General features: G+C 41.4%; 14 protein-coding genes. 9 read left to right on the plus strand and 5 right to left on the minus strand.

Translation table 11 applies throughout. The features are described 5' to 3' along the window. Positions 1 to 10: 10 nt before the first annotated feature. Positions 11 to 1,681: a putative transporter gene (locus C1721_RS10630; RefSeq protein WP_102408323.1), complete on the minus strand. Its 1,671-nt coding sequence runs from the start codon at positions 1,679 to 1,681 to the stop codon at positions 11 to 13. Between the two features lie 113 nt (positions 1,682 to 1,794). Here C1721_RS10630 and C1721_RS10635 point away from each other — a divergent pair, with 113 nt between their 5' ends. Both C1721_RS10635 and C1721_RS10640 read left to right on the plus strand, forming a co-directional pair. Beyond that, the gene (locus tag C1721_RS10635) at positions 1,795 to 3,036 is read left to right on the plus strand and encodes an exonuclease SbcCD subunit D (protein WP_102408324.1); all 1,242 of its coding nucleotides are present in this window, start codon (positions 1,795 to 1,797) and stop codon (positions 3,034 to 3,036) included. Further along, complete coding sequence (locus C1721_RS10640) at positions 3,033 to 6,014, plus strand: AAA family ATPase (RefSeq protein WP_102408325.1); 2,982 nt, start codon at positions 3,033 to 3,035, stop codon at positions 6,012 to 6,014. Before C1721_RS10635 ends, C1721_RS10640 begins: the two co-directional genes overlap by 4 nt. Positions 6,015 to 6,024: 10 nt before the next feature. Here the strand turns inward: C1721_RS10640 and C1721_RS10645 are convergent, their stop codons facing one another. Next, positions 6,025 to 8,313 carry a cation:proton antiporter gene (locus C1721_RS10645; RefSeq protein ID WP_102408326.1) on the minus strand — a complete coding sequence of 763 codons (2,289 nt, stop codon included), beginning with the start codon at positions 8,311 to 8,313 and terminating at the stop codon, positions 6,025 to 6,027. Positions 8,314 to 8,412: 99 nt separating this feature from the next. Between C1721_RS10645 and C1721_RS10650 the strand changes: the two genes are divergently transcribed. Together C1721_RS10650 and C1721_RS10655 are read left to right on the plus strand one after the other, a co-directional pair. Beyond that, the gene (locus C1721_RS10650; protein WP_234347418.1) at positions 8,413 to 10,524 is read left to right on the plus strand and encodes an alpha amylase C-terminal domain-containing protein; all 2,112 of its coding nucleotides are present in this window, start codon (positions 8,413 to 8,415) and stop codon (positions 10,522 to 10,524) included. 11 nt (positions 10,525 to 10,535) lie between these two features. After that, positions 10,536 to 11,510 carry a type I phosphomannose isomerase catalytic subunit gene (locus tag C1721_RS10655; protein ID WP_102408327.1) on the plus strand — a complete coding sequence of 325 codons (975 nt, stop codon included), beginning with the start codon at positions 10,536 to 10,538 and terminating at the stop codon, positions 11,508 to 11,510. A 160-nt stretch (positions 11,511 to 11,670) separates the two neighbouring features. On the opposite strand, the gene C1721_RS10660 is transcribed toward C1721_RS10655, so the two are convergent. The 3 genes from C1721_RS10660 to C1721_RS10670 all read right to left on the minus strand — a co-directional run bounded on the left by C1721_RS10660 (position 11,671) and on the right by C1721_RS10670 (position 14,765). Beyond that, positions 11,671 to 12,567 (minus strand): helix-turn-helix domain-containing protein, encoded by an 897-nt coding sequence (locus C1721_RS10660; protein WP_102409411.1) that lies wholly within the window; start codon positions 12,565 to 12,567, stop codon positions 11,671 to 11,673. A 1-nt stretch (position 12,568) separates the two neighbouring features. Then, on the minus strand, positions 12,569 to 13,468 hold the full coding sequence (locus tag C1721_RS10665) for a helix-turn-helix domain-containing protein (protein ID WP_102408328.1): 900 nt from the start codon (positions 13,466 to 13,468) through the stop codon (positions 12,569 to 12,571). A gap of 178 nt (positions 13,469 to 13,646) precedes the next feature. After that, positions 13,647 to 14,765, minus strand: a complete 1,119-nt coding sequence (locus C1721_RS10670; RefSeq protein WP_102408329.1) for a carboxymuconolactone decarboxylase family protein — start codon at positions 14,763 to 14,765, stop codon at positions 13,647 to 13,649. 267 nt (positions 14,766 to 15,032) lie between these two features. On the opposite strand from C1721_RS10670, the gene C1721_RS10675 reads away from it, so the two are divergent. The 5 genes from C1721_RS10675 (at position 15,033) to C1721_RS10695 (ending at position 19,160) form a co-directional block, all read left to right on the plus strand. Then, positions 15,033 to 15,578 carry a flavodoxin family protein gene (locus tag C1721_RS10675; RefSeq protein ID WP_102409413.1) on the plus strand — a complete coding sequence of 182 codons (546 nt, stop codon included), beginning with the start codon at positions 15,033 to 15,035 and terminating at the stop codon, positions 15,576 to 15,578. Between the two features lie 67 nt (positions 15,579 to 15,645). Next, positions 15,646 to 16,629 carry an alpha/beta hydrolase gene (locus tag C1721_RS10680; RefSeq protein WP_102408330.1) on the plus strand — a complete coding sequence of 328 codons (984 nt, stop codon included), beginning with the start codon at positions 15,646 to 15,648 and terminating at the stop codon, positions 16,627 to 16,629. Between the two features lie 35 nt (positions 16,630 to 16,664). After that, a complete protein-coding gene (locus tag C1721_RS10685) occupies positions 16,665 to 17,504 on the plus strand; it encodes an aldo/keto reductase (RefSeq protein WP_102408331.1) in 840 nt (279 codons plus the stop codon). Positions 17,505 to 17,526: 22 nt separating this feature from the next. Next, positions 17,527 to 18,036 carry a cyclophilin-like fold protein gene (locus tag C1721_RS10690; RefSeq protein ID WP_102408332.1) on the plus strand — a complete coding sequence of 170 codons (510 nt, stop codon included), beginning with the start codon at positions 17,527 to 17,529 and terminating at the stop codon, positions 18,034 to 18,036. Between the two features lie 158 nt (positions 18,037 to 18,194). Continuing rightward, positions 18,195 to 19,160 (plus strand): alpha/beta hydrolase, encoded by a 966-nt coding sequence (locus C1721_RS10695; protein ID WP_420872733.1) that lies wholly within the window; start codon positions 18,195 to 18,197, stop codon positions 19,158 to 19,160. Positions 19,161 to 19,169: the final 9 nt, after the last annotated feature.

Raw genomic sequence — 19,169 nt, forward strand, 5'->3', positions numbered from 1 at the left:
TGTTTTTTTTCTACATAAACAACATTATAATTAATTGTGACGATATGACTCGTATAAACATAGATAAAGGATAAACCGTTGCATATGCTACCGAAGGTTCATCACCATCAACTGTTGTATTGGCATAATTGAGAGCCATCGGATTTGCCATACTTCCGCAAAGCATACCAATATTATGTGCATAGCTTACTTTGTAGATTTGTGATGCGATGAAACCTACAATTAAGACAGGGACGATTGTAAGGATAAATCCGATCCCGACCCATAAAAGCCCTTCTGCCCGGAATACGGTTTCGAAAAAATGAGCGCCGGAATCAATACCTAGTCCTGCCAGATAAATTACTATACCGAATTGACGCATCATCAGATTGGCACTTTGGGTTGTATAGGTCGTAAGGTGGAATCTTGGGCCGAAAGCTCCCATCAGGATACCTACAATGATTGGCCCGCCAGCAATTCCCAATTTTACAGGTGTGCTTATTCCGGGTATGGATATAGGCAGAGAACCAAGTAAAACTCCAAGGAAAATGCCGACAAATACGGCTATAAGATTTGGATTATCCAATCGTTTAACTTCGTCTCCTAATATTTTTCCTACGGTGTTGACCGCATTTGCTTCACCAACAATTGTCAGTTTATCACCTATTTGCAAACGCAGATTAGGAGAGGCTAATAAGTCTATACCGGCACGATTGACGCGTGTTATATTGATACCGTACAAATTACGTAACCTTAAAGAACCCAGCTTTACCCCGTTAACCCGGTTACGGCTTACTAAAATTCGCCGGGATATTAATTGGCTGTCAATTGCGTTCCAGTCAATGTCTTCCTTATTCCAGTCTACATTCTCTTGCTCTCCGAAAAGTACTTTGATGGTTTCAACATCCGATTTGACGGATATAATTAATAAATGATCGCGTTCTTTTAATTGAAAATCGGATGTCGGAATACTGACTTTTCCATTTCTCCATACGCGGGAGATTACAAAATGTTTCTCCGTGAGTCTCATTATATCCTGGATACTTTTATTATATATAGACGGATTGCATACCAGAAATTCGGCAACGTAGGTGGTTGTGTCCTTTGCTTCTTTATGACTGTTTTCTGTCTGATTGGCGAAAGCTTTACGTAAAACGATAATGGCTAATATAACGCCAATTACTCCTAAAGGGTAGGCTATGGCACATGCTAAAGCCATATCGGTGATCCCTTTCGAGTTGGATGGATCTATTTGTAATAAAGCTTGTTGGGCTGCTCCCAAAGCAGGGGTGTTTGTTACGGCTCCGGAAAGTAGTCCTACCATATTAGGAAGAGACACACCGGTAGTCCAGTGCAGTATAAGTGTTAACAATAATCCAAGGAATATAACAGCCAACCCCATCATGTTGAGTTCTATACCTCCTTTTTTCAAAGAAGAAAAGAATCCGGGACCAACCTGCAATCCGAGAGTATAAACGAATAGAATTAATCCGAAATTCTGGGCAAAAGTCAACATGTCTTTGTTGACTACAATACCCAAATGACCGGCCATGATACCTGCGAAAAAGACAAAGGTTATACCTAATGATATGCCGAAAATCTTTTGTCTTCCTAAATATAATCCAACCGCAGCTACCAGGGTAATTATTATTATCGCCTGTATCATGGTAGGCGCTAAGAAATCTTCAATTAACCAATTCATTCCTGTTCTCTGTTATTGATAGTTGCAAAGATAGATGAGTTTTCTGGATAATTACCGATTTGTCATTAACTTTGTCAACTCAGTAAGGATATTGTAGCATAAATCAACCGGATATGGCATTAAAACTTATACATACAGCCGACTGGCATTTAGGACAGACCTTTTTTGGATTTGATCGTGATAATGAACATGATGCTTTTCTTTCTTGGCTTATAGATACATTAGAAGAACAACAGACAGATGTGCTACTTATAGCTGGCGATGTTTTTGATGTGGCCAATCCTTCAGCTGTAGCACAGCGTCGTTTTTTTCATTTCTTGAAAGAGGCAAATAGCAGGAATCCCGGATTGCAGATTGTAATTATAGCGGGCAATCATGATTCTGCCGCTCGTTTAGAAGCTCCAGTTCCTTTACTGGAAGAGTTGAAGACCTCTATAACGGGAATTATAAAACGAAAGGATGACGGAACAATCGACTTTGATTCGTTAATTATACCATTATGTAATAGAGAAGGGGAGAGACAAGCCTTTTGTTTGGCTGTTCCTTTTCTTCGACAAGGTGATTATCCTTCTTCGGAAGAGGAACATAATACGTATGTTGCCGGAATATACCGTATGTATAAACAATTATATGCTTATGCCGAATCGAAGAAATTGCAGGATGAGGCTATTGTTGCTATGGGACATTTACATGCAACCGGGGCTGAATTATCGGATGACGATCGGAGCGAACGCATTATTATGGGTGGTTTGGAATCCGTATCTGTAGATGCGTTTGATGCCGGACTTGCCTACACCGCTTTAGGGCATATCCATAAAGCTCAACGTGTAGGAGGTAGGGATTCGGTGAGGTATGCCGGAAGCCCTTTACCTATGTCATTTTCTGAAACGAACTACTTGCATCAGGTCGTTGCTGTTACTATTGATGATGAACATGCGGTTTCTATCGAATCATTGCCGGTGCCGGTAACTACCCGATTAATAAAGATTCCGCTTACTCCGGCGCCTCCCGACGAGGTGTTGGCTTTGCTTGCTGAATTACCGGATGTAAATGATACGGATATTAATGTAAACCCTTTCCTGGAAGTGCGTGTTTTGCAGACCGAGCCGGATCCCGGATTTCGTCATCGGGTAGAACAGTCTTTAGAAGGCAAGGCTGTTCGTCTTACTTCTATTGTTCCATCTTATCCGAAACGGGAAGATGATGAAAATAGCCGCCCCCTTTCATATAACGATTTACAGAAAATTGATCCATTGGATATGTTGAAACATGCTTTTACTGCAAAATATGGAGGTGAACTGCCGGAAGAGACAGAACAATTGTTTAGAGATGTAATGAGGGAGGCTGCTTTATGAAAATATTAGCAATACGTGGTCGTAATCTTGCTTCGCTGGAAGGTGAGTTTGCTATAGATTTTACGGTAGAACCTTTATTGTCTGCCGGAATATTTGCCATATCCGGTCCTACCGGTGCCGGTAAATCTACGTTGCTGGATGCTATGTGTCTGGCTCTTTTCTCCCGTACACCGAGGACAGATCAGGCGAAAGAGAATAATGTAAGGCTTAAAGATGTTAATGATGATGCTTTATTGCAGGGCGACCCTCGTTTCTTGTTACGGAGGGGGACTGCTTCCGGCTATGCCGAAGTGGACTTTGTCGCTTTGAACGGGCATCGTTATCGTTCCCAATGGTATGTCGGACGTGCTCGTGATAAAGAGAACGGACGTTTGCAAAACCCTAAGATAACCCTGTTTAATTTGGACAATGAGACGGAGGAACAAGGGACACGATCGGATCTTCAAGCTCGTATTGTTGAGTTGATAGGTTTGACGTTTGAACAGTTTACCCGTTCTGTTTTATTAGCTCAGAATGATTTTTCAACTTTCCTGAAGGCAGAGCAAGGTGAGAAAGCTTCTTTGCTGGAAAAACTGACTGGAACAGAGCAATATTCAATCATTTCCCGTCTTATTTTTACGAAAAATGCCGAAGCAAAGGAGGCTTATGATAAGGTATTATCATTAATGCAAGGCGTTGAGATACTTTCGGAAGAAGAAGAGCAGACATTTCGGAAACGTTTATCTGACGTAGAAACTGTATTATCCCGTTTGGAAAAGATGAAAGAAGAACAGCAACGTCTTATTGATGCTGTCAGGTCGGCGGAACAACAGATTGTATCCAAACAATCTCAGCAAAAAGAGGTGGCTGATAAATATGCCCGTTCTTTGGAGTTGCTGACGAAAGCACGTACGGAGTATAATTCGGAACAAGAAAAACTGCAACAATTAGAGGCGTATTATAAGATATTGCAACCGGAATTGCAATATGCCCGTAAATTAGATATCCAAATAGAAACGGCAGAAGGGCTTTTATCTAAGGCGGAAACACGTTTTAAAGAAGCCGGTCAGAGTAAAAAAGAGGCGGAAGAGAAGCTCAATCTTTTACAAAATCAGGAACAACAGGGATTGGACGAAATAGAACAATTACGGAAGTGGCGGGAGAAATATCATAATAAAGAAGGTGTTGCGATGCAACTTAGTACGTTGCTGTTGCATTTGGATGCGGCATTTTCTGCTCGTCAATCTATAGAGAATTTCTGGCAGTCTATCCTGAATAATAAACAAAAGTTAGTTCAATCGGGCAATCAGTTAGCAAAACTTTTGGCAACAATTAATACTTATCAGACCTCTTCGCAAAAGTTGGAGACTGAATTAAAACAAATTGAATCCCGGTTAAAGACGACAGACTTACTGGCAATTGAAGAAGAAATTGTTTCTTGTCGTTCCAAGCGAGAGCATTTATTGATAGAACAGGCACAATTTGTTACGACCGGAGATATTAAAGCTTTACGAGATAAATTGTCGGAAGGGATTCCTTGTCCGGTATGTGGGAGTATGGAGCATCCTTACGCTTCCCATGAAGTAAACGAGAGGTTATTGGCTTTGACAAAAGGTATTTCAGACAGGACCTTTCGCCTGCAACAATTGGAGAAGCAACTGGAAATTTATACGGCTGATCAGAAGAAACAAACGGATTTGCAACAACAGCAGCTTCAATTGCATAAATTGATAACAGAAAGTGAAAACGCACGTATGGATTTGCAAAATCAGCAGAAGCTTGTAGACAAGCAAATCCAACATGAAGAAGCGCAATGTGCGGAACAGCAAGAGATACTGAATCGTTCGTTGGCTGCTGCCGATATGTTGTTTGGTAACGATAGCTGGCAGAGTGCCTGGCAACAAAATCCGGAGGTTTTTCGTAAAACATTGATCGATTTTACAAATCAATGGCGTGGAAATGAAGAACGTTTGTTGCAGTTGGAGCGGCAGCAAGGTGTGTGGAAAGCCACACGTGAATCTCACGAGTCGTTTTTATCGAAGCTAATCAGTCAGTGGAAAGAGTTCGGGATGATTTTCCAAAATCATCGGGATGATTTGAAAAAACATCGGGATGATCGCGTTCGTTTATTATCGGGCAAATCTGTTGATGAAACGGAACAAGAATATAATCGTCAATTTGAAGGACTGAAAGAAAATTTGCAGAAATTACAAACGGTACAAGTAGAACAGTCTGGAATCGTTGAACAGTACAAAGGTGTAACAGAACAGCTTTTAAAGGATTTGGCAGAACTCTCTGCTACATTAGCCGAACGCAAGTCTGCATTAGAAAAATGGATTGTCCAATATAATGAGTCTTCCGACGGTATTTCTTTGGAAGAAGCTTTGTCGCAGGCCACAAAAGAGAAAACAGAATATTCATTCCGTGTACGGAAACAAGATGAGAATAAGAAGAAAATAGCCGGTTTACAGGAGGATTTAAATGCTCGTGCTATTGTCAGTGAACGTTGGGCTAAGCTAAATGAACTGGCAGGCTCGTCGGATGGGGCTAAATTCCGTCGCATAGCGCAAGGCTATACATTAGATATATTATTGGATTATGCAAATATCCAGTTGCGGGAACTGACAAAGCGGTATCGTTTGGAACGTGTGCCGGATACACTGGCTTTACAGGTAATAGATCAGGATATGTGCGATGAAGTGAGGACTGTGCATAGTTTGTCGGGAGGAGAATCATTTCTGGTTTCGTTGGCTTTGGCTTTGGGATTGTCTTCTCTTTCTTCCAATCGTATGAAAGTAGAAAGTCTTTTTATTGATGAAGGTTTTGGTTCATTAGATGCCGAAACTTTATGTGTTGCAATGGATGCATTAGAAAGTTTACGTACGCAAGGCCGTAAAATAGGAGTTATATCCCATGTGCAAGAAATGACCGAACGTATTCCTGTCCAAATAAGAGTAAATCGTGCCGGAAACGGACGGAGTTTTCTGGAGATAGTGTAAGTTCTTTTTCTTATTTACTCAATATGAGAGTAGATGGCATTTTTTGTAATGCTTCTTTACGGTGTTCGGAGATATCGTTCCATGTAGAATAACTAACTAGCATAAAATTATATCCGTTGAATAAATCAGCGCTTAAATCTTTGTTTGGCAAAAGAGTAGCCTGCTTGATGGTTTTTGTAAACTCATTTAGTGATTTGAGAATTTTATCTATTCCCGGAGTTGTATTATTTGTTCTGTTTATGATACTTACAGTACCTAAGGTTGTCTTTAATAACGTACGGGTGTAGTCGAGTAAGAATAAATCATCTTCGGAATTGATGATAACTATTACATTTGTTGCTTTTACAAAACCACGGTTTACAAATACACCTACCGGACAATAACTTTGCTCGATAAACATTTTTGTCTTATCCTTTAATAAAGCTCCCGGATAGAACCATGATTCGGGAGCTTTAAACCGTTTGAAAAAGCGGTTGTAGAATGACGTACGATACCGGTTGGCGTCAATGTCGGTTGGTAAGTCGCTCATGGATATACCGGCGCCAACTAACAGAAAGTCGTATCCTTCATTATTCACGATGTCGCAAATGTCTTGCCCTGCATTATTCGATACTTCATAACGGGTCTGAATAGGAATACCTAGTTTCTGGGCTCCGTACAGGATTGGGCCAAAGCTGACTTCTTCAAAGTTATCAGTATGTAACGGATTCACATCCGAACCAACAGTCAGGTGAAGTGCTGTGATCTCCAATTTATTTTTTCTGTGTGAGAACATCTGGTGAGCTACATCCAGCATGATTTGTCCGTTGCTGGCACGACCGAAAGACAGCAATACTTTGAAGATACCGGATACCGGTTCAATATGTTTTTGTTCAATTATTTTATCTCTTGTTTTATAGCAGAACTTGATGAACGATACTAGTGGAGTAGTCATAAAGGTTGTTACCAATGTCATAAGCACTAGCATTACAAAAATTGTAGGAGGAAGTATATTCATTTCGTATCCTATGGTAAGTACTACTAACTCCATTAATCCCCGGGTATTCATTAATGCTCCGATATATAAACTGTCTTTCCAGCTTTCACCAACGAATCGGGCAGAGAAAAGAGCTCCTCCGAATTTACCGGCAATGGCTACAAGGATAAAGATTCCGCACATCCACCATAATTCCGGGCTGTTAAGTAGTCCTATTTCCGTGCGAAGTCCTGTAGATACAAAGAACAACGGAAGAAATAGAGCCAGGGAAACGTCTTCTACCTTCTCCGTCATAATCTTACGGAATTTAATGTTACCAGGCATTACAACGCCGGCAATAAATGCTCCAAATAAAGCGTGCAGTCCCAATATCTCTGTCAGATAAGAAGAAATAATAAGTAGCAGGAAGATGAAAGCAATCAATCCTTTATCTATAACTTCTTTATTGTGGTAAATATGTCCTATCATACGCAAAAAAGGACGTACGGCAAGGAACATAATGACTATGTAAATAATAGAAAATGCAATGTTATAAATTGCACTGAGCATTGTTCCTGCCTGTGCTATTGCTACTACAACTGCCAAAAGACACCAAGCTGTAATATCTCCATTAGCAGCGCTGGCCAAAGAAATTGTGCCTAAGTGGGTTTTTGTAAGTCCCTTTTCTTGTATAATGCGGGCTAATACCGGAAAGGCCGTGATGCTCATGGCAATTCCTATAAATAAAGCAAAAGAGAGAAATGGCGTTCCTTTGTCGGCATAAGCCTCATATACAAAATAAGCAGTTAACATTCCAAAAAAGAATGGAACGATAGTACTTGTATGGCTTATAAGGATTGTTTCTTTTAATTTTTTTCTTACTTCCGTTATATCCAATTCCATACCAATGGCAAACATAAATAGAATCAGACCAAACTGGCTTAATATATTGATGTTAGCCAGAGATTCAGAAGGAAAAAGGAAACCTGAAACATCAGGCAATAAGTGTCCCAATATGGAAGGACCGAGAATAATTCCTGCTACAATTTCGCCAATAACAGTCGGTTGTCCTATTTTAAGGAATATCCAGCCGAATAGCCGGCAGGTAAGAAGTATAGTAATGATTTGAAGAAGTAAAATGCCAATGGGCGATTCTACGTGATGTATCAGTAATTTGATAAATAAACCGAATCCTTCGCCCAAGTTCTGAGGAGCGTCATATACGGACATAATAGCATCTTCCAGTTGCTGACTTTCTCCTTTTTTTGCAACTAAGTACATCAACGAACCGAAAACAATAATCATCAAAAAGTAGAACGCTATGCTTTTTGCCCCTTTACTCATCGGCGAAACGGTTTGCTGCAAATATAAGAAATATCCGAATATTATCTCAAATAGTATGCTTTTTTCTTTTATCTTTGCCCAAAACCAAATAATTATAATATGGAGTCACTAAATCTGATAAAAAATGACCCGTGGCTGGCCCCTTATGAGGCAGCTATCGAAGGACGTTATCAATATGTCCTTGAGAAGGAGAGAGGCCTGACGAATAATGGTAAGCTAACTTTATCGGAGTTGGCTTCTGGTTATCTTTACTTCGGGTTACACAAAACCACAAAAGGATGGATTTTCCGCGAATGGGCTCCTAATGCAACCGCTATCTATCTGATAGGGACTTTTAACGGATGGCAGAAGGATGATAAATATAAGATGAACCGTATCGACAACGGCATTTGGGAGATAGTGTTGGAAGAAGATGCACTTCATCATGAAGATTTATTCAAATTACTGGTAGAATGGAATGGAGGAAGTGGTGAACGTATTCCTGCCTGGATTCGCCGGGTTGTACAAGATGAACAAACTAAGATATTCAGTGCTCAGGTTTGGAATCCTGAGAATGTTTATCAATTTAAGATTAAAAAATTCAAACCCAATACAGCGCCCTTACTTATTTATGAATGTCATATAGGTATGGCGACCAATGAAGAAAAGGTTGGCTCTTATACGGAATTTCGCGAAAAGGTATTGCCCCGTGTTTTAAAGGATGGCTATAATGCGATTCAGATTATGGCTATTCAAGAACATCCTTACTATGGATCGTTCGGTTATCATGTGAGTAGTTTCTTTGCAGCTTCTTCCCGTTTCGGTACACCAGAAGAACTGAAAGAACTGATTGATGAGGCTCATAGTATGGGTATTGCTGTTATTATGGATATTGTTCATAGTCATGCCGTAAAGAATGAAGTTGAAGGTTTGGGGCGTTTCGATGGTTCGTATAATCAATATTTCCTTAGTGGAGACCGTCGTGAGCATCCTGCCTGGGATTCGCTTTGTTTTGATTATGGAAAAAATGAGGTCCTTCATTTTTTGCTTTCTAATTGTAAGTTCTGGCTGGAAGAATATAAATTTGACGGATTTCGTTTCGACGGTGTAACTTCTATGTTATATTATAGCCATGGATTGGGAGAGGCATTCTGTAATTATGGAGACTATTTTAACGGTCATCAGGATGGAGATGCTATTGCTTATCTTACTTTGGCAAATAAATTGATACATGAAGTAAATAAGAATGCTATTTCTATTGCTGAAGAAGTTAGTGGAATGCCGGGTTTAGCTGCTAAGTTTGAAGATGGCGGCTATGGTTTCGACTATCGTATGGCAATGAATATACCGGATTATTGGATTAAAACAATTAAGGAAAAAAAGGACGAAGACTGGCATCCTTCTTCTATCTGGTGGGAAACAACTAACCGTCGTGCCGATGAAAAGACAATCAGTTATGCAGAAAGTCACGATCAGGCATTGGTTGGAGATAAAACGATTATCTTCCGGCTGATTGATGCTGAGATGTATTGGCATATGCAGAAAGATGACCGTAACTTTATAGTAGATAGAGGTATTGCTCTTCATAAAATGATACGTCTGTCAACAGCGTCTACCATTAACGGCGGTTATTTGAATTTTATGGGAAATGAGTTTGGACATCCGGAATGGATAGATTTTCCTCGTGATGGCAATGGCTGGTCATATAAATATGCTCGCCGCCAATGGGATCTAGTAGACAATCTGGATTTGAAATATCATTATCTGGGAGACTTTGACAGAGAAATGCTAGAGTTGATAGGTAGTGTGAAGAACTTTCAGGACACTCCTATACAGAAAGTCTGGGATAATGACGGAGATCAAATACTGGCTTATATGCGTAAAGACTTAGTGTTTGTATTCAACTATAGTCCGACAACATCATTTACAGATTATGGCTTTCTTGTTCCGCAGGGAGAATATGAAGTTTTACTAAATACGGATGCTACCCGCTTTGGCGGTTTTGGGCTAGCAGACGATAGTGTGCATCATTTTACCCAATTCGATCCTTTATATAAGAAAGAAAAGAAAGAATGGCTTAAACTTTATATTCCGGCACGTTCGGCTGTTGTACTCCGTAAGGTAAAAACCGGATCGTCGGAGATAAAGGAAAAAGTATCAGATATAAAGAAAACAACAGCAAAGGCTACGACAGCCAAAGCTAGAACAACAAATAGTAAAACTAAAAAATAAAAACACAGTTTATGTTGTATCCGTTTACATTTGAACCGATTCTCAAGAAGATTATCTGGGGCGGTTCTGATATATGTCCGTTTAAAGGCATTACTCCGGTACAAGATGGTATCGGTGAAAGTTGGGAACTTTCCCATGTGGAAGGAAACTATTCAATTGTCGCTAATGGCGAATTAAAAGGCCGCTCCTTAGATGAATTGATCCGTATCTATGGAAAGCAACTGCTTGGCGAAAAAGTGATAGAACAATTTGGTTCTACGTTTCCATTGCTTATTAAGTTTATTGATGCGCGAGATAATCTGTCAATACAAGTTCATCCGGATGATGAGTTGGCAAAGAAACGTCATAATTCGTTTGGTAAAACAGAAATGTGGTATGTTATCAATGCAGCCACGGGGGCAGCATTGTATTCCGGATTCTCTAAACAAATTGATGCAGATGAGTATGTGAAGAGAGTTGAAGATAATACAATCATGGATGTATTACAACGTTATGAAGTTAGTGCCGGAGATGTGTTTTTCTTGCCAGCTGGTCGTGTGCATGCTATTGGTGCCGGTTGTTTTATTGCAGAAATACAACAGACTAGCAACATTACTTATCGTATTTATGATTATAATCGTAAAGATGCAAACGGAAAAGGACGGGAGTTACATACGGAATTAGCTAAAGATGCGATTGACTATACATTTTATCCTGATTATCGTACACATTACAAAGCGCATACAAATGCAACGGTAGAACTAGCTAACTGTAAATACTTTACTACAAATCTGTTAGAATTGGATACTATAATGGTTCGCGATTTTTCGGAATTGGATTCATTTGTTGTCTATATCTGTATGGGGGGCAAAGCAACCATTCGAGATAATAAAGGTAACGATATTACTATTCATCAGGGACAGACTGTTTTGATTCCTGCTGATACGGAAGTGATAACTATCTCGCCGGCTCCTGGTGCAAAGTTCATGGAGACATATATTGGATAATAGAATCCTTTTTAAGTATTGTAAAATAGCTATAGAAAAGACGCGTTCTCAAAGAGATTGCGTCTTTTTTCGTATATAATGAAGCTAAAAGTATATATACAGCGTTAGAATCGTTGCATGTTATAACTCTATATGTATGATTGGGGCAAAAAAGCAATGTTTAGTTTTGTGCTACCTTATAATCGCCGGGGGCTATTCCTGTAATCTTCTTAAAGATGCGGCTAAATTGTTGTACATTTGGATAGCCTAGCTTCTCGGCTACTGTGCCAGCTGTATATCCTTGTTTCAATAGCATTGTTTTGGATGCTTCCAATCGTTTGAACTGGAAATATTCGTGGATGTTCTGTCCTGTCTCAAAGTATAATAAGTCACTGAAATAGTGGGTAGACAGATGAAGTTTGCCGGCACAGTATTCGGTAGAAGGTAAAACTCCTTTCTTCAACTTTCCGGATTGGATGTACTCGTCCAGCAATAGATTGGTCTGGCGGATGATAGATTTATTCGCCTCACAGCGTGTAATGAACTGACGCTCATAGAAACGGGTGCAATAATCGAGCATGAGTTCGATATGCTTTGTAATCAGTTTTTTGCTGTGGTAGTCTATAGAGTGTTCCAATTCATCTCCGATGTTGTGCAAGCAGTCCATAATTTTACTTTTTTCGCGTAAGGACAAGTGAAGGGCTTCTTCCAGTTTGTAGAAAAAAAATGTATAATCTCCTATATGCCCACCCAGCGGGGTATGGCAGAGTAAATCGGGATGGAATGCAAGCAACCAGCCTTTCCGGCGGAGCAGCTTGTGATGGCTTATTTTGATGGACTTGCCCGGAGTGAGGAACAGGAGCGACGCATTGGAGTAATCGTAATATTTACGCCCATACAGGAAGTCTTCAACGTCGCTTTCCATCATAATGACGGTGTAGAAATCAAATTTGATGGTACATTGCTCCAAATTGGCTTTTGACAAATCAATAACACTGACAAGAGGATGAAGCGTCTTGCAGCCCAAACAACAGTTGAATTCGTATACAGTTTCGATATTTAATATGTTTTTTTTCATATTATGCATTCATCTTCTTGTACTCATTGGGTGAACACCCCACATTCTTCTTGAATAAGCGAGAGAAATGTTGTGTATACTGAAATCCTAGTTCGTAGGCTATTTCGGATACAGACCGGTTGGAATTTATAATCCGATCTTTGGCGAGGCTTATGAGCTTGGATAATATATACTGTTGGGCTGTCTGTCCGGTTTCCTTTTTAATGAGGTCACCAAAGTAGTTGGGAGAAAGGAAGACCTTGTCGGCAAAATACTTGACGGTTGGGTAACCCTTGTTTTCTGCATTCTCCCCTTGAAAATAATTATCCAACAGAGACTCAAACTGCATAAGGATATCTTTGTTTACTTTACTGCGGGTATTGAACTGCCGTTCATAAAAACGCATACAGTAATCGAGTAGTAATTCGATGTTTTTGGCTATTAGTGTTTTACTGTGCTTATCTATAGCGTGGTTCAATTCTATCCGGACTTTATTAAGGCAATCAATGATGATTTGTTTTTCCTCTTCGGACACGTGAAGTGCCTCATTTACTTCATAAGAAAAGAAAGAATACTTTTTGATATTCTCTCCGAGCGATGTACCCCGTATCAAATCAGGATGGAAGACAATGCCAACTGAAGAGGGGCGGGCATCTTCCTTCAATTCAATCCCGATTACCTGCCCGGGAGCGAAACTGACAATTGTTCCTTCCTGATAATCGTATAGCTTTTTTCCGTACTTCAAGTCGCCGCATATGGTCTGCTTCAAAAAAAGCGAATAAATTCCCATATTCATACGGACATGGTTGGGGAAGGTAGTCGCTTTTGTCAAATCCACTACTGCGACCAATGGGTGTATGGTTTCCAGCCCATACAGTTTGTTGTACTTGTCTATAGTATCTATTTTTATTATTTCATCCATATTTATAGTGCATTATATAAGATTATTCCAAGTTATTGCATGACTTATCCGCATTGTAGTTTGTATTTGTAAACGTAAATATTTGAATTAAAACAAAGATAGAAATAAAAATTACAAGGATTTCAGACGATGCGTGAAATCTGTAATTGAGGTTATACTATCTGTAATCGGGGTACGATTATTTCAGTTTGTCATATTCTGCATCGGTCACCGGTTCCAGCCATTCGGCACTTGCCCCTTCGGCGGGAACACCGATGGCGATGTGCTGAAACCAACTGTCGGCTGCGGCGCCATGCCAATGTTTCACTTCGGCAGGAATATCAACCACGTCACCGGAATGCAGTTTCCGGGCGGGCTTGCCCCATTCCTGATACCAGCCTCTGCCACCTACACAGATCAGGATCTGTCCGCCACGGTGATGAATGTGCCAGTTGTTACGGCAGCGCGGCTCGAAGGTGACGTTTGATACCGGCAATTTCCCCTCACCGGTTGCCAGCGGAGCCAAGTAACTGTTCCCTATAAAATAAGGGGCATAGGAGGTATTCGGTTCACCCTTCGGGAATACACTGTTCTCTATGGGTTCGCCTTCTTTCAGTTCTTCACCATAGACTTCGGCGATGGCTTTCTCCGCACGATAAGCCTCGGTCTCGCCTACTTTTTGCAGCAGTACGCCGGGGATGGAATGTATTTCCGCATCCGTCAGTCCCATGTTCTTTGCTCCACGCACATGCGATTTCAGTTGAGGCTCCACACCTTTGATGCCGGACAGGGCGCTGACGGTCACTAGCTCACGTTCCGGGAAAGTCAAATTGTTTCGTGCGAAAATATCGCCGAAAAGATGCGCTTTCAAATAATAATCGGTAGCTGGGGCAAACGTATAATTGAAGGGAGTGCCGCTAAGGCGGGTCTGCACAGCCGTGCCTTCTTTCAAGGCATCAAAATCTTGGGGCAATGCATCGGCATCTTTGCCTTCCTTATCTATAATGCCCTTTGCCTTGCGCTCCTCCAATATTTGCCGGAGGACTCCCAAGGCATTAAGGCTGCGGGGAAAGCCGGTGTAGGCATAGAGATGTGAGAGTGCTTCTTTTATTTCACTGATTGTCAGGCCTTCGTCCAAACCTGTATGGATGGCTTCCGAAAGATTTTCCAAATCACCCTTTGCCTCAAGGCACGCGATGGCAACCATATTCCGTTGCCGTTCATTCAATACATTTTCCATATTCTGTTGTGCATTAATGGGATGGCAGACGGCTACGGTCAGTAGCGCTGCTGCTATCAGTTTGTTAATCATTCTCATATAAATTGTTTTTTCACTATTTCATATTGAGTTGCTGCGACAAAGATACGTTCCATTCAGTAAATGGCTTGTGCATAAATTACTGATTATCCAACCATTATTACTGTTTTAAGCAGGCTATCCCCGTCACCGGTTTATCCAAGAACGGCAGAAAGGCAACATTTCCGTAATTCGGGTCATGTTATCCGTAATTTATCTACAAAGTACCTCCCTGTAACAATGTATTTTTGCAACATGAAAAATAACCAATTAAAACAACATACAATTATGAGTAAGAAAGTACTTATACTATCATCCAGTCCGCGACGCGGAGGAAACTCCGATACCCTTTGCGATGAATTTATGCGCGGAGCAGTAGAAGCCGGGAATGAAGTGGAAAAGGTTTTCCTGGGAGACAAAACAATCAACTATTGCACAGGGTGCAGCGTATGTAGCCAATACAGAAAACCATGCCCTCAAAAAGACGATGCTGCCGAGATTATCGGCAAGATGTTGGCTGCCGATGTCATTGTACTGGCAACCCCTGTTTATTTCTATGCGATGAGCGCGCAACTGAAAACAATGCTGGACCGTTGCTGTGGTCCTTACACCGAAATGACAAACAAGGAGTTCTATTTTCTAGCCGCCGCTGCCGAAGGAGACGGGGGGCGCCCCCTTTTGGAGCACGTTTTTGATAATCTGATGGGCTTCATTGATTGCCTGGAAAACCCGGTAGTAAAAGGAAAGTTACTTGCAACCGGAGTGTGGCACGCAGGAGAGATAAAAGGTAATCCTGCCCTGCAAGAAGCATACGGGATGGGAAAGCAAATATAATAGTACTGATTTAGCACACTGGTCATTATGAGAAAATATTTATTGAAATGAAATAACTGATAAAAAGATGGATACTTTAGAATTAACAAAAGAGTGGGATAAAGTCTTCCCGAAAAGTGACAAAGTAAATCACAGTAAAGTGACATTCCGTAACCGTTATGGCATTACGTTAGCGGCAGATATGTACACTCCGAAGAACGCTGAAGGAAAATTGGCAGCTATTGCCGTATGTGGACCTTTCGGTGCCGTAAAGGAGCAATCATCAGGCCTTTATGCCCAGACGATGGCTGAACGCGGCTTCCTGAGCATTGCTTTCGATCCGTCATACACCGGTGAGAGCAGCGGCGAACCTCGCTATGTAGCTTCACCGGACATCAATACCGAAGATTTTTGTGCTGCCGTGGATTTCCTCTCTATATGTGATAATGTAGACTCAGAACGCATCGGGATCATAGGTATTTGCGGCTGGGGCAGTATGGCTATAAATGCAGCGGCAATAGACACCCGAATCAAAGCGACAGTAGCTTCTACAATGTACGATATGAGCCGGGTGAACGCTAACGGCTATTTCGATTCAATGGATGCCGGCCAGCGTTATGAACTCCGCAAACAACTCAATGCCCAGCGCACGATTGATGCAAAGAATGGATCGTATGAACTTGGAGGCGGAGTGGCTGACCCGTTGCCGGAGGATGCACCTTGGTTCGTGAAAGAATATTACGGCTATTACAAGACGGCACGTGGATACCATAAACGCTCCCTCAATTCTAATGGAGGATGGAACAAGACTTCGGCTCTTTCCTTTATCAATATGCCCTTACTTTCTTATAGCGATGAAATACGCAGTGCAGTACTTTTGATTCATGGAGAGAAAGCACATTCCCGCTATTTCAGTGAAGATGCATTCAAAAAGTTGAGAGGTGACAATAAGGAGCTTATGATTATTCCCGGTGCAACCCATGTGGATCTCTATGACAATAAGGCTAACATGATTCCCTATGATAGAATAGAATACTTCTTTCGTGAGAATCTGAAAAAAGACAAAGAATGAATCTATGTAGTGGATAACAATAACGATAATTAAAAATGGAAATAGTAAAATTAAACAATGGCGTCGAAATGCCGATATTGGGCTACGGCGTTTATCAAGTGACACCTGAAGAATGTGAACGTTGCGTAGCAGATGCCTTAAGCGTAGGTTACCGTTCCATTGATACCGCGCAAGCTTATTACAACGAAGAAAGCGTGGGACGTGCCGTGAAGAAAAGCGGTATTGCCCGTGATGAGATTTTCATCACCACCAAAGTATGGATTTCCAATGCGGGTTATGAACAAGCGAAGGCATCCATTGACGAATCTTTGCGCAAATTACAAAGCGACTATGTGGATTTGTTATTAATTCATCAGCCCTTCAACGACTATTACGGCACTTATCGTGCTATGGAAGAAGCCTACAAGACCGGCAAGGCGCGTGCCATCGGCGTAAGTAATTTCTATCCCGACCGTTTCGTGGACTTGGCGGAGTTCTGTGAAATAAAGCCAATGGTCAACCAAGTGGAAACACACGTATTCAACCAACAGGTGGAACCGCAGAAAATCATGGAACGTTACGGTACGCACGTCATGTCATGGGGGCCGTTTGCCGAGGGACGGAATGAGTTCTTTACGAACACTATTCTGAAAACTATCGGTGAAAAATACGGCAAGTCGGTAGCGCAGACAGCGTTGCGTTTCCTTATCCAACGAGGTGTAATTGTTATTCCAAAGTCCGCTCGTAAAGAGCGAATGATTGAAAACTTCAATGTATTCGACTTTGCATTGACGAATGAAGATATGCAGGAAATAGGCGGGCTTGACCAGAAAAAAAGTTTGTTCTTCTCGCACTATGACCTGGAAATGGTGCAATGGTTAGTTGGCTATAAATAGGTTAAATAAAATATAGGGTAATATGAAATACTATTTAATGATTGCTTTCATGGCATTATCCTTATCAGTAAACCTGACAGCATGCAACCCGGATGAGCACATCGAGGAAATAGAGCAACCGATAGCTCCTGATGAACCGGATGATAATAATGGCAATATAAACAATCCTATGAGTAATAATCTTAAAATATCTATCGGTTCAGCCTCTTTCACGGTTACGCTTGTCGATAACGAAACATCACAGGCATTTAAGGCATCACTGCCAATGACTGTGACGATGAATGAGATGAACGGCAACGAGAAATTCTACTATCTTTCAAATAACCTGCCGACAAATCCTTACCAACCGGGTACGATACAGGAAGGCGATCTGTTGCTTTACGGTTCTAACTGCTTGGTGCTGTTCTATGAAACCTTTTCAAGCGCATACAGCTATACACGAATAGGTAGAATCGACAATCCGTCAGGTTTGTCAGCAGTACTCGGAGCAGGTAATGTAAGTATAACTTTTGAGATACGGGATAAAGACTAAATTAAGAATGACAAGATGAAAACAATATGCTCAAAACGATTATTGTGAAACATCTGAAAATAGAGTACATTATGAATATAAAGACAATTATTGCAGCCGGACTGTCAGTTATAGGTACAACAGCCGTTGCACAAACAATTAAAACAACAGATGTGAATATGGAAAAATTGGAATTGACACAGGAATGGGACAAGACATTCCCGCAAAGCGACAAAGTGTCGCATAGTAAGGTAACCTTCCGTAACCGTTATGGCATCACGCTTGCCGCAGATATGTATGTCCCCAAGAATGCAGAGGGCGAACTTGCAGCCATTGCCGTGAGTGGTCCGTTCGGTGCTGTGAAAGAGCAGTCGTCAGGGCTTTATGCACAAGCACTTGCCGAACGCGGCTTCCTGACTATTGCTTTCGACCCCTCGTTTACCGGCGAGAGCGGAGGGCAGCCTCGCAACATTGCCTCACCCGACCTCAACACGGAAGATTTCAGTGCTGCTGTGGACTATCTTGCGGCACGCAATGATGTGGATGCAGAACGTATCGGCATACTTGGCATTTGCGGTTGGGGCGGCTTTGCTATCAATGCTGCTGCCAATGACACACGCATAAAGGCCACCATAGCATCTACAATGTACGACATCAGCCGATGCACCGCCAACGGTTATTATGATAAGATGACAGCCGATGAACGATACAGGGTGCGGCAGCAACTGAATGCCCAGCGCACCATTGACGCCAAAAACGGCACTTATCAACGCAATGTCATGAACCCCGAACCCGCCGATGATGCGCCGCAGTTTATGAAAGACTATTATGATTATTACAAGACAAAGCGTGGCTATCATCCTCGCTCTATCAACTCGGGGCTTGGCTGGAATATGACATCAACTTTGGCATTCCTCAACGCTCCCATTCTTGCTTACAGTGATGAGATACGTAGCGCCATAATGGTCATTCACGGTGAGAAAGCACATTCGCGTTATATGGGTGAAGATGCTTTCAAAAAGCTGAAAGGTGATAACAAGCATTTGCTTATCATCCCCGGTGCAGTCCATACCGACCTTTATGACAAGACAGACATCATTCCTTTTGACAAGATTGAACTTTTTTATAAGGAATATTTAAAGTAGGATTACCGA

The organism is Parabacteroides bouchesdurhonensis (assembly GCF_900186615.1).
Lineage (GTDB): Bacteria > Bacteroidota > Bacteroidia > Bacteroidales > Tannerellaceae > Parabacteroides > Parabacteroides bouchesdurhonensis.

Coding starts and splice junctions, on each gene's coding strand:
- C1721_RS10650 (WP_234347418.1), top strand. CDS start 8,413: ATGGAGTCACTAAATCTGATAAAAAATGACCCGTGGCTGGCCCCTTAT.
- C1721_RS10660 (WP_102409411.1), bottom strand. CDS start 12,567: ATGAAAAAAAACATATTAAATATCGAAACTGTATACGAATTCAACTGT.
- C1721_RS10645 (WP_102408326.1), bottom strand. CDS start 8,313: ATGAGTAAAGGGGCAAAAAGCATAGCGTTCTACTTTTTGATGATTATT.
- C1721_RS10655 (WP_102408327.1), top strand. CDS start 10,536: ATGTTGTATCCGTTTACATTTGAACCGATTCTCAAGAAGATTATCTGG.
- C1721_RS10670 (WP_102408329.1), bottom strand. CDS start 14,765: ATGAGAATGATTAACAAACTGATAGCAGCAGCGCTACTGACCGTAGCC.
- C1721_RS10695 (WP_420872733.1), top strand. CDS start 18,195: ATGGAAAAATTGGAATTGACACAGGAATGGGACAAGACATTCCCGCAA.
- C1721_RS10685 (WP_102408331.1), top strand. CDS start 16,665: ATGGAAATAGTAAAATTAAACAATGGCGTCGAAATGCCGATATTGGGC.
- C1721_RS10665 (WP_102408328.1), bottom strand. CDS start 13,468: ATGGATGAAATAATAAAAATAGATACTATAGACAAGTACAACAAACTG.
- C1721_RS10630 (WP_102408323.1), bottom strand. CDS start 1,681: ATGAATTGGTTAATTGAAGATTTCTTAGCGCCTACCATGATACAGGCG.
- C1721_RS10680 (WP_102408330.1), top strand. CDS start 15,646: ATGGATACTTTAGAATTAACAAAAGAGTGGGATAAAGTCTTCCCGAAA.
- C1721_RS10640 (WP_102408325.1), top strand. CDS start 3,033: ATGAAAATATTAGCAATACGTGGTCGTAATCTTGCTTCGCTGGAAGGT.
- C1721_RS10635 (WP_102408324.1), top strand. CDS start 1,795: ATGGCATTAAAACTTATACATACAGCCGACTGGCATTTAGGACAGACC.
- C1721_RS10675 (WP_102409413.1), top strand. CDS start 15,033: ATGAGTAAGAAAGTACTTATACTATCATCCAGTCCGCGACGCGGAGGA.
- C1721_RS10690 (WP_102408332.1), top strand. CDS start 17,527: ATGAAATACTATTTAATGATTGCTTTCATGGCATTATCCTTATCAGTA.